16 protein-coding genes are annotated in these 13995 nt (G+C 52.6%); 11 read left to right on the top strand and 5 right to left on the bottom strand.

From position 1 onward, the window contains the following. The 6 genes from VEI96_01665 to VEI96_01640 form a co-directional block, all read left to right on the top strand. Positions 1-1048, top strand: a 1048-nt coding sequence (locus tag VEI96_01665; protein ID HXX56690.1) for a DHHA1 domain-containing protein, incomplete at its 5' end; no start/stop codon positions are given. Positions 1049-1058: 10 nt separating this feature from the next. Continuing rightward, positions 1059-1370: a phasin family protein gene (locus VEI96_01660; protein HXX56689.1), complete on the top strand. Its 312-nt coding sequence runs from the start codon at positions 1059-1061 to the stop codon at positions 1368-1370. A 5-nt stretch (positions 1371-1375) separates the two neighbouring features. Continuing rightward, complete coding sequence (locus tag VEI96_01655) at positions 1376-3073, top strand: AarF/UbiB family protein (protein HXX56688.1); 1698 nt, start codon at positions 1376-1378, stop codon at positions 3071-3073. Between the two features lie 44 nt (positions 3074-3117). Further along, positions 3118-3471: a hypothetical protein gene (locus VEI96_01650; GenBank protein HXX56687.1), complete on the top strand. Its 354-nt coding sequence runs from the start codon at positions 3118-3120 to the stop codon at positions 3469-3471. 123 nt (positions 3472-3594) lie between these two features. Next, positions 3595-4737 carry a potassium channel family protein gene (locus VEI96_01645; GenBank protein HXX56686.1) on the top strand — a complete coding sequence of 381 codons (1143 nt, stop codon included), beginning with the start codon at positions 3595-3597 and terminating at the stop codon, positions 4735-4737. A 151-nt stretch (positions 4738-4888) separates the two neighbouring features. Beyond that, positions 4889-6370: a B12-binding domain-containing radical SAM protein gene (locus tag VEI96_01640; protein ID HXX56685.1), complete on the top strand. Its 1482-nt coding sequence runs from the start codon at positions 4889-4891 to the stop codon at positions 6368-6370. Between the two features lie 68 nt (positions 6371-6438). Here the strand turns inward: VEI96_01640 and VEI96_01635 are convergent, their stop codons facing one another. Next, positions 6439-7218, bottom strand: coding sequence for a hypothetical protein (locus VEI96_01635; GenBank protein ID HXX56684.1), 780 nt, complete (start codon positions 7216-7218; stop codon positions 6439-6441). Between the two features lie 135 nt (positions 7219-7353). Here VEI96_01635 and VEI96_01630 point away from each other — a divergent pair, with 135 nt between their 5' ends. From VEI96_01630 to VEI96_01620, 3 genes are read left to right on the top strand one after another with little or no spacing between them, the layout of a single operon-like run. Continuing rightward, positions 7354-7995 (top strand): hypothetical protein, encoded by a 642-nt coding sequence (locus tag VEI96_01630; protein HXX56683.1) that lies wholly within the window; start codon positions 7354-7356, stop codon positions 7993-7995. Next, entirely contained in the window at positions 7996-8412 is a 417-nt protein-coding gene (locus VEI96_01625) for a hypothetical protein (GenBank protein HXX56682.1), read from the top strand. A 52-nt stretch (positions 8413-8464) separates the two neighbouring features. Beyond that, positions 8465-8929 carry an NUDIX domain-containing protein gene (locus VEI96_01620; GenBank protein HXX56681.1) on the top strand — a complete coding sequence of 155 codons (465 nt, stop codon included), beginning with the start codon at positions 8465-8467 and terminating at the stop codon, positions 8927-8929. Between the two features lie 94 nt (positions 8930-9023). Here VEI96_01620 and VEI96_01615 read toward each other — a convergent pair whose 3' ends face one another. From VEI96_01615 to VEI96_01605, 3 genes are all read right to left on the bottom strand, one after another. Beyond that, positions 9024-9182, bottom strand: a complete 159-nt coding sequence (locus VEI96_01615) for a hypothetical protein (protein HXX56680.1) — start codon at positions 9180-9182, stop codon at positions 9024-9026. A 258-nt stretch (positions 9183-9440) separates the two neighbouring features. Continuing rightward, positions 9441-10535 carry a peptide-methionine (R)-S-oxide reductase MsrB gene (gene msrB / locus VEI96_01610; protein ID HXX56679.1) on the bottom strand — a complete coding sequence of 365 codons (1095 nt, stop codon included), beginning with the start codon at positions 10533-10535 and terminating at the stop codon, positions 9441-9443. A 249-nt stretch (positions 10536-10784) separates the two neighbouring features. Continuing rightward, on the bottom strand, positions 10785-11519 hold the full coding sequence (locus VEI96_01605; GenBank protein ID HXX56678.1) for an SDR family oxidoreductase: 735 nt from the start codon (positions 11517-11519) through the stop codon (positions 10785-10787). A gap of 328 nt (positions 11520-11847) precedes the next feature. On the opposite strand from VEI96_01605, the gene VEI96_01600 reads away from it, so the two are divergent. Continuing rightward, positions 11848-12165 carry a hypothetical protein gene (locus VEI96_01600; protein HXX56677.1) on the top strand — a complete coding sequence of 106 codons (318 nt, stop codon included), beginning with the start codon at positions 11848-11850 and terminating at the stop codon, positions 12163-12165. A 160-nt stretch (positions 12166-12325) separates the two neighbouring features. Here the strand turns inward: VEI96_01600 and VEI96_01595 are convergent, their stop codons facing one another. Next, a complete protein-coding gene (locus VEI96_01595; protein HXX56676.1) occupies positions 12326-12712 on the bottom strand; it encodes a metallopeptidase family protein in 387 nt (128 codons plus the stop codon). Between the two features lie 132 nt (positions 12713-12844). Between VEI96_01595 and VEI96_01590 the strand changes: the two genes are divergently transcribed. Further along, on the top strand, positions 12845-13995 hold a 1151-nt coding region (locus VEI96_01590), incomplete at its 3' end, for a DEAD/DEAH box helicase (GenBank protein HXX56675.1).

Here is a 13995-nt window from a genome sequence, read left to right as displayed (position 1 = left end):
CCACGCTCACGTAATCAGGATTACGAGGGGCGTGCTTCACGTATGGGACAGAGCCAGGTGCACGGTCTATAGGGAACAGAGAAGGGCGACGATGAGAAATCATACCGCTACCCACCTCCTTCATGAAATTCTCCGTTCCGTTCTCGGAGACCATGTGAAACAGGCCGGTTCCCTCGTCTCTCCCGAGCGGCTTCGGTTCGATTTCACCCATTTCTCGGGGCTAGAAGACTCTGAGATATCGGAAATCGAAACCCGTCTCACAGGGAAAGTCCTTGAGAACCTGCCGGTAGTGACGAAGATCATGAGCATAGAGGAGGCGATGGAATCGGGAGCGACGGCCCTCTTCGGAGAGAAATACGGGGAGACCGTCAGAGTCGTGAGCGTCCCGGAATTCAGCTCCGAACTCTGCGGGGGAACCCATTGCAACGCGACGGGCGATATCGGTTCCTTCGTCATCGTCTCCGAGGGGAGTGTCGCGTCGGGAATCAGAAGGATAGAAGCCTTTACCGGCAAGGAGGCGTTCCATTACCTGAAAGAGAAGGCTAATGAACTGAAGATGATCCATGAATTGTTGAGGACCGACCGGGCGTACGCGAGAATAGAAAAACTCCTCAACGACGTAAAGGCAAGCGAAAGAGAGTTGGAATCCATCAAATCGAAGACTGCCGCGAGGGACTCCTCTTCAATTCTCGAACAGATGAGAAAGGTTGACGGAATACCGGTCCTTTCCCAGAGGGTCGACGGCCTCGAGCAGAAGGACCTGCGGGTTCTTGCGGATAATATTCGGGACAGGATGGGTTCGGGTGTCATCTGCGTGGCATCGTCAAAAAACGGGCAGGCATCGATCCTCACTATGGTCACCAAAGACCTGACGGACCGTTTTCATGCCGGCGAAATACTGAAACAGGTCTCTGCCCTGGCAGGGGGAAGGGGCGGCGGCAAGGCCGAAATGGCACAGGGCGGAACGAACGATATGGAAAAGTTGGACAAGGCCCTCGAATCGGTATACGATATAGTCAAAAGGATGATGCCAGGGGGCAGTTCATGAGGAGGTGGGTATGACGATCTTTGATGTTGTGCGGAATGCGCTATTTGCGGGGTTTGGTGTTCAGGAGAAGATACGGGAATTCATCGACGAACTGGTCAAGAAGGGAGAACTGAGCGAGTCGCAGGGGGCTAAGCTGGTAAAGGAATGGTCTGAAAAGGCCGATAAGAGCTCGGAACAGGTGAGCAAAGGCCTGACCGAGTTAATTGCGAAGGCCATGGACAGGATGAATCTTCCTTCGAAAGACGATATCGAGAGGCTCGAAAAAGAGATCCGGACCCTTTCTGCCCGCGTCAAGAAATTGGAGGGCCCCAAAGAAGGATAGTTCCCGTGAACCTCTTCAGGCTGACCCGCACGTACAAGTCTGCAAGAAGACTGCAACAAGTAATTAATGTATTCTTAAAGCATGGCTTCGGCCGTGTCGTCGATCAGATCCATCTCGGCAGGTACGTTCCCTTCGGTAAACGCCTCAGGACCTTCGGACAGTGGCCGTCCTTGAAAGGCCCGACAGTACCCGAACGGCTGAGGATCGCCTTCGAAGAACTCGGGCCGAGCTTCATCAAGCTGGCACAGATACTCTCTTCGAGGCCGGACCTTGTCACGGCGCCCTTTGCGAACGAATTCAAAAAACTCCAGGACGAAGTCCCCCCCTTCCCTGTCTCTGAGGCGAGACAGATCATCGAGGAGGAGCTTAAGATGCCCCTCACGAAGATATTCCTCGACTTCGAGAACGAGCCGATCGCCGCTGCATCCATAGCACAGGTCCATCGCGCAAGACTCCTTGACGGCAGTGATGTAATCGTAAAGGTCCAGCGGCCCGGCATACGGGAACAGATAGAAACCGATATCTCGATCCTTTCGACTGTTGCCCGTCTTCTCGAGAGGCACGTGCCGGAATCCCGGTTCTTCAATCCCGTCGGTGTCGTTGAAGAATTCTCAAAGACGGTCCGCAAGGAAATGGATTTCGCTATCGAGGCCAGGAACTGTTATCGGTTCGGCAAGATATTCGAGCATGAACCGGATATCCACATACCTCGCATCTATCGGGAATTTGTTACCGAGAAGGTGCTCGTCATGGAGAGGGTCGACGGCGTGAGGGTGGACGATATCGCGCGGATAGAGGAGATGGGCCTCGACCGCAAACGGATAGCGAAGATAGGGATCGACGCCTATTTCAAGATGGTTCTCGAAGACGGGTTCTTCCACGCTGACCCGCATCCCGGGAATATCTTCGCGCTCCTGGACGGGACCCTGAGTTTCGTTGACTTCGGCATCGTCGGCCACGTCAGCCCCGCGATGATGGAAACGCTCGCAAATACCTTCCTTGCCCTTACCCAGAGGGATTTTGATAGGCTTATCGACCAGTATGTGGAACTGGGTTACGTTCCCGAGGATGTCGACCTCGAGCGCTTCAGGAGGGAGTTCAAGGCTGACCTGATCGACATTATCGAACCGCTCTACGGGCTCACCCTTGAGGAGATAAATTTTGCTCAGTATCTCGACATCATCACCCATCACGCTATGAAGCACAGGATACGGATTCCTTCGGATTTGCTCCTCATCAACAAGGCGCTTCTCATTCTCGAGAGTATCTGCAGGGAATTGGATCCGACGTTCGATTTCGTCTCAGCAGCCGAGCCTTATGCATCAAGACTCGCCAGAAAGGGCTTCAGCCCGGCCAAGATCCTCGAAAAGGGGAGCAAGAGTATAATGGACCTCGGAGATTTTGTCCTCCTCTTTCCGAAACAGATGAAACAGGTTTTTCGGAAGGTGCTCAACGATGACCTCCATGTAAAGATGACGCACAGCGGCTTCGAGAAATTGATTCACGACATGGACCGCTCGAGCAACAGGATCGCCTTCGGCATGATCGTGAGCGCCGTCCTGGTCAGTTCCGCCATCATGCACGGAACAGGTGTCGGACCGAAAGTCTTCGGGTTGTCGATTCTCGGCATACTCAGTTTTATACTCGCCTTTATTCTCGGCTTATGGCTCGTCATATCCATCATACGCTCGGGTAGACTATAGAGGGAAGCTCTCTATCGATGACGGCGATGAATATCCGGTAAGAGATGCTTGAATCAAGGTACCTTCTCTACTTCCTTTTCGGCGGAATTATCACGAGCGGTGTCACCTATCTTGCAAACCACTCCCGAGGTCTGCTCGCTGCCTTTGTCGGGACCCTGCCGATCATAACGACCAGCACATTCATCCTCATATATCTCAATGCCGGTCAGTCGATGGTATTGTCCTACGCACGGGGGTTAATGATCATGATCTTCCCCTGGATGGCGTTCGTCCTCTCTGTTATCTTCCTCGCTCCGAAAATACATTTCGTCTGGTCCCTCATTATCGGCCTCTGCCTCCAGATGGCCATCGCCTTTTTCATTTTTGCTGTTTCGGGAAAGATCTTTCCTGGATCTTGACATGTTAAAAAAAAGGACACATGACAGAGTCTAGAACAGCAGGAGCGAGGTGAGGGGTATGGCTTACCCGATTTTTGTGGTATGCTTTCTCTAGCCGTTGCGTGAGTATTCGTGGAGGTGAAGGTGCAGGTTCTCTCAGCGATCCTCGGCGTCTCCCTCATTCTCCTTGTCCTCTGGGAGGCTTTTGAGGTAATTCTGCTTCCCCGTCGTGTGACGCGCAAATACCGCTTCACCCGCCTCTTCTATAGAAATGCCTGGCGAATCTGGTCTGCCCTGTTCCGTTCGATCTCTAAGGGCAGACTTCAGGATACCTTTCTCAGTTATTTCGGACCGCTTTCATTATTGCTCCTGCTCAGTATCTGGGCCTTCGGCTTGATCGTAGGATTCGGGCTTTTACACTGGGCATGCGGTTCTCCGATCAAGACGCCGGAAGGGGTCGCAGGTTTTAGTACGGACTTGTACTTGAGCGCCACGACCTTTTTCACTCTCGGGCTCGGTGATGTCACTCCTCTCGCCCCGATTGCACGAGTGCTCACCGCGGTCGAGGCAGGACTTGGTTTCGGTTTTCTCGCGCTCCTTTTCGCTTATCTGCCGGCACTCAGTCAGTCCATCTCCCGTAGGGAATTGAACATCTCGCTTCTCGACGCACGCGCCGGATCGCCGCCCACCGCTGCCGAGATGTTACGGAGGCGCTGCCATGACACGAACATGGAAACGCTCCTCCGGCATCTGAGCGAATGGGAGCGCTGGGCCGCCGAGTTGCTCGAAAGTCATCTCTCCTACCCCGTGCTCGCCTATTTCCGCTCGCAGCATGATAACCAATCATGGCTTGCCGCCATCACCGCAATCCTCGATACGAGCGCCTTCGTCTTGTCTGCTATGGAGGGCACCTGTGCACGCCAGGCCCAGCTCACCTTTGCCATGGCACGGCACACGGTTGTGGATCTTTCCCTCATTTTTAGACGGTCTCCTATCAAGCCGAAGCGGGATCGTTTCACTCCCGAAGAGTTTGCGGAACTTCGGGCAGCGCTGGCCGAAGCCGGGCTGCCGCTTCGTGAAGGAAACGAGGCGGAGCAGGATTTGACCGAACTTCGCCTCATGTATGAGCCATATGTCAGCGCCCTCTCGGAATATTTTCGCTTGACAGTGCCTCCCTGGGTTACCGGAACAATCCGCAAAGACAATTGGGAAACGAGCGCCTGGGGGCGGATGAGAATTCGTCAGAGGACGGACAGAACGGATGAGGAAGAAGATGAGCATTTTTAATTGTGGTTACAACAAGCCGCCTGCCATTCGGTGATCACGAGCCATCGGGATATCGGATAAATATCTAAATAATGATGTATACTACGATATCAAGGTTAACCGGGAGTGGGTGGTTGACCTCATTACCAAGAGCGTCGAAAAGGAATCATAGGTGAAAATACTCCTCGTTTATCCGGAATTTCCTGACACGTTCTGGAGTTTTAAACACGCCGTGAAATTCATCTTCAGGAAAGCGAGCAGCCCTCCCCTAGGCTTATTGACCGTTGCCAGCATGCTTCCCGGGGAATGGGAAAAGAGACTCGTAGACATGAATGTTACTGCCCTCCGTGATGATGATTTGAGGTGGGCAGATCTCGTCTTCATCAGCGCCATGGCGATCCAGAGAGAATCGGCGAAGCGGGTCATCGCGAGGTGCAGATCCATAGGCGCCAAGATAGTAGCCGGCGGCCCCCTTTTCACCACGGGATATGAAGAATTCAAGGACGTGGATCACTTGGTATTGAATGAAGCCGAAATTACCCTGCCCCTTTTCCTGAAAGACTTAAGGGAGGGGAGCGCAGGGCGGATTTACATCTCCGAGGAGTGGGCGGACATACGGACGACTCCTCTTCCCGACTGGGGACTCGTGAACATGAAGAGTTATGCGACGGTCAACATCCAATATTCCCGGGGATGCCCCTTTCACTGCGATTTTTGTGATATCACCGTCCTCTGCGGACGGGTGCCTCGAACGAAAGATAGAGACCAGATCATCGGAGAGTTGGAGAGCCTTTACGTGCAGGGGTTTCGGGGCGGAGTATTTTTTGTCGATGATAATTTTATCGGCAATAAGAGGAAGCTGAGGGACGAGATCCTTCCGGCCATTGCGGAATGGATGGAGATGAGAAAACATCCGTTCTCGTTTATCACGCAGGCGTCTATAGAACTTTCCGATAATGATGAATTGATGCGGTTAATGGTCGAGGCTGGATTCGATATTGTCTTTGTCGGCATCGAAACTCCGAACGAGCAGAGCCTTGCCGAATGCAATAAGTTCCAGAACAAGAACCGCGACCTGCTCGAAAGCGTCAGAAAGATTCAGAAGGCCGGCCTTCAGGTTCAGGCCGGGTTCATCGTCGGTTTCGACAACGACCCCCTCACGATTTTTGAGACGCAGATAAAGTTCATTCAGAAAAGCGGAATAGCCACGGCGATGGTAGGCCTCTTAAACGCGATTCCGCGCACACAGCTCTATGACCGGCTCGAAAAGGAGCAGCGGTTGCTGAAGGACCCCTCGGGTGATAATACGGATTTCTCGATCAACTTCGTCCCGAAGATGAACCACGACGTACTCATCAATGGGTACAAACAGATACTCAAAACGGTCTATTCACCAAAATACTACTACAAAAGGGTTAAGACCTTCCTGAAGGAATACCGTCCTCCGAAGAAGAAAGCGGTACGATTCCGGTTCAATTATCTCGGCGCCTTTCTCAAGTCTACGGTAATCCTCGGGATGATAGGCAGGGAGCGGTTCCATTACTGGAGGCTTTTCTTCTGGACTGTGCTCAGGCGCCCCCGCCTCTTCCCCCTCGCGATGACCCTCGCCATTTATGGTTTTCACTTCCGCAAGGTTTTTGCGAAATATCTCTAGAGCGGGAATCTTGCTTCTTATCTCCCTCTGGGAGCTTTCCGGGTTCGAACGGCAGTGTCCTTCCCTCGCTATTTCCGGGAGCTTCTTTTCGCCTTCACGCCGCCCTTTGACTCCCTGCTCACTCCTGCCTTTTTCTTGGGGGAGACGGTCTTCTTGGCGGTACCCTTTTTCTGAACTCTTCTCTTCAGGAGAGTCTGTTGGGCTGAACTCTTCGAGGTTGTCTTCCTCGCAGGAGCCTTTTTCCCGGGTTTCGGACTCGCAACGGTCGTCTTTCTGGTCTTCTTCTTCTCAGTGATTCTCGTCCTTTTCGCAGGTGCGATCTTCTTTTCTGCTCTTCCCGATGCTGTCTTGACCGCGTCGGCCTTCTTTGTCTTTCGCGTCTCTTTCGCCTTCGCCGGGCTTTCCGCACGAGGTTTCCTGGCGGCTACTGGAACCTTAGTCGTGGGAATCTTCCTAACCGCCGGACCTGTTTTCTTGGGGACCAGCAGGGGTTGCCCAGTCTTGACTTCCACCTGGAAGGGCTTCTTCACTGTGACCTCACCGGTGCCTTCAAGAACTCCGAGGATATCCGCTTCCCTGATAAGAGTTACCTTCTCTTCCTGCAGTACCACATCCCTTGCTGCATACCCGGAGAAGAAGACACGCTGGCCCGGTTTCACAACCGTAGCCTCGAACCTCTCCCCTCGCTTTCCCGGTTCTTTCTTGAATCTGCCGGGACCGACAGCTTCCACAATGCCTTCATCCGGCGTATCTCTGACCGAATCGGGAATGATGATTCCGCCGGCGGTCTTTCCTTCAGGTTCTTTCCTCCTGATCAAAACCCAGTCGTGAAGCGGCATCAATCTCATTGGACATAACCTCCTAAGAATAATATGCCACATTATACCTGATAAAGACCTCATCATGAAACCGCTTCCCTATGATTCACCCGCCCGAGTTCATCAAATACAGGGTTGTTCAGGAGTTGCAGTGAGGAGATTTTGATGATAGTCTTAAATGAGATTCTGGAGGCGGCCCGCGAAAGGAGATGTCACATGTCAGCAGTGAAAAGCGCCCTTGAGAAGGCAATGGATAAGATGAAGGAGATCGAAGGCCTTACTCCTCAAGAGAAGGAATACCTGAAAGAACGCGAGAAGTTGAAAACGCTCCTGTCCGCATTCTATAGGACCGAACTTACAAAAGATGAGATATGGGGAAAGTTCAAGGGGCTGAATGCCCGTCTCCTGAAGGAGGCTCAGAATCATATTGCCGGCTCCATCAGGCCGGGCGGCGCGCCGGAGGAATTTCGGCAGAGAAAAAATGGAATTTTAGCGATAGAGGCACTCAAGGAAAACCCGAACACCGCTGCCGTCGAGAACTCCCTGGGCGCAATCGAGAAACTCCAGCGGGAATACAGGGAGATGAAGGAAAGTGCTGTGAAGGAGCTGAGGGCGGCCATAGAGGCGAATCCCCAGATGCGGGCGAGGCCGGTCCGTACCCCTGACGGGAGAACCGTTCTGCAGGCCTCACTCTCCGTCGATGAGGCGGTGGAGATAAGAATGTCGGAGTTTCTCTCGGAACATGAAAAGAGCTATGAGGTGGCCTTTGAGCGAGCTCTCGAGCGGCTCGGAAGAGAACTGAAATAGATGGGACAAGAGTTTCAGGTAACCTTTGTCGATTATTCCGAACAGTATTATGCCGGGATGGAGAAAACATCCGTCCCGGTCAAGATGAGCGGGAAGTTCCTCCAGATACGGAATCAGTCGAGGGAATACCTACTCTTCTCGCCGAAGGAATACGCGCCGTACCACGCCGATATCGTAAAACAGTTCTGCAAGGAAAAGGGACTTGTCGGCTCCTACGACGGCTCCGGGAAGCGATTTAACATCCATGACCCGGCTTGGGTCGTCGCGGGCGGAGGCAGGTTCGAACGTGACGCGACAAGAAAGTGGCTGCGTCTCTTTGACGACTCGATGGCCTACGGGAAATTCGACCCAAACGGATTGAAGGAGAAGATCCTTCTGATCAAGGAATTTGCCGATTATGAAGTAACGGTCGAGTAATTTCTCGTGGTACCGGTTGCCTGTCCGTAGTCCATTTCAATTGCAGTCGGCTATGTTCAAGATAAGCTGCGGGCTCCTCATGTATCGTTGGAGCGGAGTGCTGCTCGAGGTTCTTCTCGTCCATCCGGGCGGACCATTATGGACCGGCAGGGACCTTGGGGCATGGTCTGTCCCGAAGGGTCTGCCAAGACCTGATGAGGACCCCCTTTCGGCTGCCAGACGCGAGTTCGAAGAGGAAACAGGATTTAAGGCCTCCGGCAACTTCATTCCTCTCAGACCGGTGAAATTGAAAAGCGGCAAGACAGTGAGGGCGTGGGCCTTCGAAGGAGATTGTGATCCCGAAGCGGTAAGGAGCAACACCTTCTCGATGGAATGGCCGCCAGACTCCGGCAGGTACCAAGTCTTCCCGGAGATAGATCGGGCCGCATGGTTTCAAATCGACGAGGCGAAAAGGAAGATCAACAAGGGACAGACGGGCTTGATTGAAGAACTTCTCCACCTCCTGAAAGAGTCATGATCAAGAGGGAATCTCCTCCGGGTCAGGTTTAAAGTTTTGTCAAAACCCGGAGAAGACACCTCCTCATAGCAGCATTCCCTGCAGGAGACGATGATTACCCGCCGCAACAGATGCGTTTCATTCTCTTCTTCCCATTCGGAGAAACCGCCAAGACGACTTCAACCTTGTTTCCACAGTTACTGCAGAGCTGTGACTTGCTCTTCAAGTCCGTTCTTGCGGCCACGTCGGTCTTCGACTTTCCTTTTTCTGCCATCGTAACACCCCCTTTCTTTGTTACCGTCTTCCACTAAGACAATAAAGTCCTACTCTTTCGCTTGACGCAGAATTGTCTTTCACTCGTCCTTCCGGGCAGGCGATGCAGTTCCGGCAGAACGTATGAGACAGGGTACGTCACAAATCTTTTTAGAATAGCCGAAGAAACAAAAGATTGTCAAGGAAGCCGACTACCATGGACAGGCTACGGAGCGACGCGCGATCAAGCCAGTTATAGGGAATGAAGGCCCGTGGTGAATCATTTATCGAAGAGCCTCAGGTACTCTTCGTAGCCGTCCCGTCCAAGGTCTTCTTTCGGGATAAACCGGAGTGCGGCAGAATTCATGCAGTAACGGAGGCCTGTCGGTTTCGGCCCGTCATTGAAAACATGGCCGAGATGGGAGTCACCCTGCTTACTGCGCACTTCAGTCCTCCTCATGAAGAAACTCCAGTCATCTTTCTCGACGATGTTGTTCGGCTCAAGCGGTTTCGTGAAACTCGGCCATCCCGTTCCTGAATCGTACTTGTCGATCGAGCTGAAGAGTGGCTCCCCAGAGACTACATCAACATAAATGCCCTCGTGCTTGTTGTTCCAGTATTCGTTCTGGAAGGCAGGTTCGGTACCATCCCTCTGGGTCACCTTGAACTGAATGGGCGTCAGTTTCTTCTCGAGTTCTGCCTTTGAGGGCTTCACGAATGTTCTCCCCTTCTCCCCGTTTCCCCGCGAATCGGTTGCCTGTGATATCTGTTCTCCCCAGACCTTCTTCAGGAACTGGTCTCGGCCTGAGTTATAACGGTAGAACTTGTACCTTATGGGATTCTTCTTGTAGAAGTCCTGATGATACTCCTCGGCCCTATAGAACTTTCCTGCAGGGAGGATCTCCGTGACGATGGCTTTTTTGAATCGGCCCGACTTGGCCAGCTCTTCCTTCGATTTCTCCGCCAAGACCTTCTGATCCGGTGTCTGGTAGAAAATTACCGAGCGGTACTGAGATCCGCGGTCGACGAACTGTCCGCCCGGATCAGTCGGGTCGATCTGCCGCCAGAAGACTTCAAGCAGTCTCTCGTACGAGACCCGTGAAGGGTCAAAGACCACCTCAATGGCCTCGACATGGCCTGTCTTTCCTGCGGATACCTCCTCATAGGTCGGATCCTCCTTGTGGCCGCCGGTATAACCGGAAATTACCTCCCTCACCCCTTCGAGTTTCTCGAAGGGAGGCACCATGCACCAGAAACAACCCCCGGCGAACGTCGCCCTTTCCAGGTTTGCGGCATCCGCAACAGAAAATGCGAGCATAATAGTCACCCCCATAAAAAACGTGATTTTCATAAGCCGCGATATTTCTTTCTTCACCTAACCACCTCTACTTTTAAGTTACGGCAGAATCATGAATAAGATATGAAGTTGCGAGGACTGTCGCAGCATCGACTAGAGTCCGGCGGCAAAAAGCCTTTTTCCATTTATAGGGGTATTTCACGAATAGACTCAGGAGAAGACCGCAGGTGGCGGGAAGAGGACCGAGCGAGAAACAACCGGGAAGGTAAAATGAATCCGTTAAATCCCCTTCTTTTCTTTCAACATTCGTGGCAGGAGATCATCCGGCTACCAGGGAATTTCTTCCCCAAGGTGAAAGAACTTGCCGCTCGGGCCGTCAGCTCCGAGTGTCGCAAGTCTGACCGCGGTCTTTGCACCCTCTTCGACGGTCATCGGCGCCTCTTTTCCGCCCATGTCTGTCTTTACCCAGCCGGGGTGAGCTGAGTTGATTTTGATGGGAGAGCCCTTAAGGGCTGACGCGAGATAGACGGTGAATACGTTTACGGCTGTTTTTGACGCGCCATAGGAAAAAGGCTTGTATGAAATGCCGCCGTCGCCGCTCTGGTTCGTGAGCGAACCGACTATGCTCGAAACGTTCACGACCCTACCCCCACCGCTCTTCTTAAGGAGAGGAAGGAGGGCCTGCGTCAGCTCGACAAGTCCGAAGAAATTCACATCGAAGGTTTCCCGGAGTGCACGGGGAGAGGCGGTTTCGGCGCTGTTCGACGATGAGGCTTCCTGCCGATGCGCTATGCCGGCGTTGTTCACGAGGATATCGAGCTTGCCGAAACTCTCCCTGATCTGTTCAGCTGCATGGATGATATGGTCGGATTTAGTGACATCGAGGAGGATGAACTCGACATCGAGGCCTTCATCGGCAAGCTCCTGTACCGCAGCCTTTCCCTTTCTGGCGCTTCGCGACCCCATGAGCACTTTGATGCCCAATCGAGCGAGTTGTCTGCTTGTTTCTAACCCGAGACCCCTGTTAGCGCCAGTAACAAGGGCTATCCTTATCTTCGGCATGCCCAAATCCCTCCAGGAAATATCCAAAATTCATGTTCTATGATAAATCTTGGCTCGTTCGGTGTCAATCTCGCCTCAGCCCTGATGGTTTCCTGAATTCTTTCAACGTGGTGTCCGTGAGGATAGTCTTTAGATAGAGGTCTTCTGCTATCTGGGTCACCCGCTTTAGGGAGCAGATAATTTCTTCTTAGATTCATAGAGTTGCGCATATTAGATTTTTCTTGACATTAGACTCCTTCTGAGATAATATTGGATTAGAAAGAGAGAGTATACGGATGTTAAGGGTTACCCATTTAACAATTGTTTCTGTTTCAGAGAGGAGGGTGCCATGGCAAGCAAGAAAGACATAGGTTTCGAGAATTATTGCGACAGAGTATATAAGGAACTTTCCGCCATGAAATCGAGGCTGCTTGGTTTCGTGCATGAGATTGAGGATATGAAAACTTCCGACAAGGCCTTGTTGGAGACCCATCTCGCACACCTCAATGACATCGTCAGGACACTCGACTGGAAACTCGAAATACTGACAAGAGTCTGCCCCTTTGATTGGGAGGGCTATGCAGACGTCGAAAGGACCGCTTCCGTAAAAGTGGATGAAGCGTTCTCTGAAAAAGATCCGATCGCAGCTGGTTATCTCGGGGGCTGAAGAGGGTCCTCACTACGCGACCACAGGGGCACCGGCGAATAAGGTCTTTTCTCCGGTGCTCTTTTTTTCCCCGCGAGAATCACGAGAAAAACAGTATAGCATTAGAAAAGAACTGATATGCGTCATGCTTCCGAGAAACCGCCCTCTCCTTTACCGAACGTCACTCCGGACTCTCGAACTCTTCCAGGTCTTCCTCTGAAAGACCGAAATAGTGGCCGACTTCGTGGAGAATCGTCATCCGGATTTCCTCCGCCAGGTCCTTCTCCGACCCGCATTTTACCTCGATGTTTTTCTGATAGAGGAAGATGGTATCCGGATAGGGAGAGGGAACGCTGAAAAAAGATACCTTCTCGCCCTGAGTCTGACCACTGAATAGCCCAAGGAGTTCATCTCGCGGCACACCCGTCACTTCGACGGTTTCTTCACTCGGATGGTCTTCGATCATGATGGAGATGTTTCTGAAGTACTGCTGGTATTTGACAGGAATTCCGCCTAGCGCGATCTCGGCGAGTTCCTCAAATCGTTTCTTACTCGTCTTGTATGGCAAGATATGTTTTAGCGCTCTGCACCTCGCGCCTTCTCCTCCTCTTCGTTAATGATGAGCAGATCACGCTCTCCCGGATTCACCATGAAGCTTAGAGATAATCTTCTCTTTTTATATTATAATGGAGATGACTTCATGAGGTTCGACGAACTGAACATACCTGAGGCGGTTCTTCAGGGGATCGCGGGAGCAGGCTTCAGAGAGTGCACACAAGTCCAGGAAGTTGCACTGCCCGAGGCCCTGCGCGGGAGGGATATAGCAGTTCAGGCCCAGACGGGCACCGGAAAGACTGCTGCTTTCCTGATCACGATATTCGCGCGTCTCCTTACCGTTCCTTCACCCGGACGCGGCCCCTCTCCGCGCGCACTCATCATTGCGCCGACTCGGGAACTCGTCGCCCAAATAGACGCCGAAGCGAAGTTACTCGGGAGATCGGCAGGTTTCCGCATACTCCCTGTCTTCGGCGGCTTAGATTACGAGAAGCAGCGTCAGGAGATTGGCAAGAACCTGGACGTGCTCATCGGTACGCCGGGGAGGCTCATAGACTACCTCAAACAGCGGGTATACAGTCTCACGAAGACACAGTTTCTCGTGATTGACGAGGCTGATCGCATGTTCGACATGGGTTTCATCAGCGATATCCGTTTCCTCCTGAGAAGGATGTCTCCCTATAACAAGAGACAGTCGATGCTCTTCTCCGCAACCCTCTCGCACCGCGTGCTCGAACTCTGCTACGAATATATGAACATGCCGGAAAAATTTTCGATCACCCCTGAACAGATCACGGTGGAACAGATCGAACAGGAACTCTACCATGTCGGCAAGGATGAAAAGATAGGGCTTCTCCTCGGTATCCTTCGGCACGAGTCCGGCGGCCGATATCTCATCTTTTGTAATATGAAATCCGCTGCTGAGCGGATCGAAGCCGTCCTGCTCGCCAACGGCTTTCGCGCCTCGGCGATAACAGGAGACCTTCCTCAGAAGAAGCGCCTGAAAGTGCTGACCGGCTTCAAAGACGGTACGTTCCCGATACTCGTCGCGACTGACGTGGCGAGTCGAGGCCTCCACATAGAAGGGGTGACACACGTGATAAATTACGACCTGCCCCAGGACCCCGAGGATTATGTACACCGCATCGGGAGGACCGCCCGTGCCGGGGCTTTTGGCAAGGCGATAAGTCTCGCCTGCGAGGAGTGCGTCCATTCACTCCCCGAGATCGAGGACTATATCAGGCAGAAAATCCCGACCATTCAAGTGACGGACGAAATGGTCGTCACTAATTACAG

This window comes from Thermodesulfovibrionales bacterium (assembly GCA_035622735.1).
Lineage (GTDB): Bacteria > Nitrospirota > Thermodesulfovibrionia > Thermodesulfovibrionales > UBA9159 > DASPUT01.
The sequence above is the reverse complement of the archived record's forward strand: the minus strand, read 5'-3'. Positions and strand labels throughout refer to the sequence as shown.

What these genes read in the sequence shown, in the direction of transcription:
- VEI96_01660 (HXX56689.1), top strand. Translation starts at nt 1,059, where the DNA reads ATGACGATCTTTGATGTTGTGCGGAATGCGCTATTTGCGGGGTTTGGT.
- VEI96_01650 (HXX56687.1), top strand. Translation starts at nt 3,118, where the DNA reads ATGCTTGAATCAAGGTACCTTCTCTACTTCCTTTTCGGCGGAATTATC.
- VEI96_01635 (HXX56684.1), bottom strand. Translation starts at nt 7,218, where the DNA reads ATGAGATTGATGCCGCTTCACGACTGGGTTTTGATCAGGAGGAAAGAA.
- VEI96_01630 (HXX56683.1), top strand. Translation starts at nt 7,354, where the DNA reads ATGATAGTCTTAAATGAGATTCTGGAGGCGGCCCGCGAAAGGAGATGT.
- VEI96_01625 (HXX56682.1), top strand. Translation starts at nt 7,996, where the DNA reads ATGGGACAAGAGTTTCAGGTAACCTTTGTCGATTATTCCGAACAGTAT.
- VEI96_01620 (HXX56681.1), top strand. Translation starts at nt 8,465, where the DNA reads ATGTTCAAGATAAGCTGCGGGCTCCTCATGTATCGTTGGAGCGGAGTG.
- VEI96_01615 (HXX56680.1), bottom strand. Translation starts at nt 9,182, where the DNA reads ATGGCAGAAAAAGGAAAGTCGAAGACCGACGTGGCCGCAAGAACGGAC.
- VEI96_01605 (HXX56678.1), bottom strand. Translation starts at nt 11,519, where the DNA reads ATGCCGAAGATAAGGATAGCCCTTGTTACTGGCGCTAACAGGGGTCTC.
- VEI96_01600 (HXX56677.1), top strand. Translation starts at nt 11,848, where the DNA reads ATGGCAAGCAAGAAAGACATAGGTTTCGAGAATTATTGCGACAGAGTA.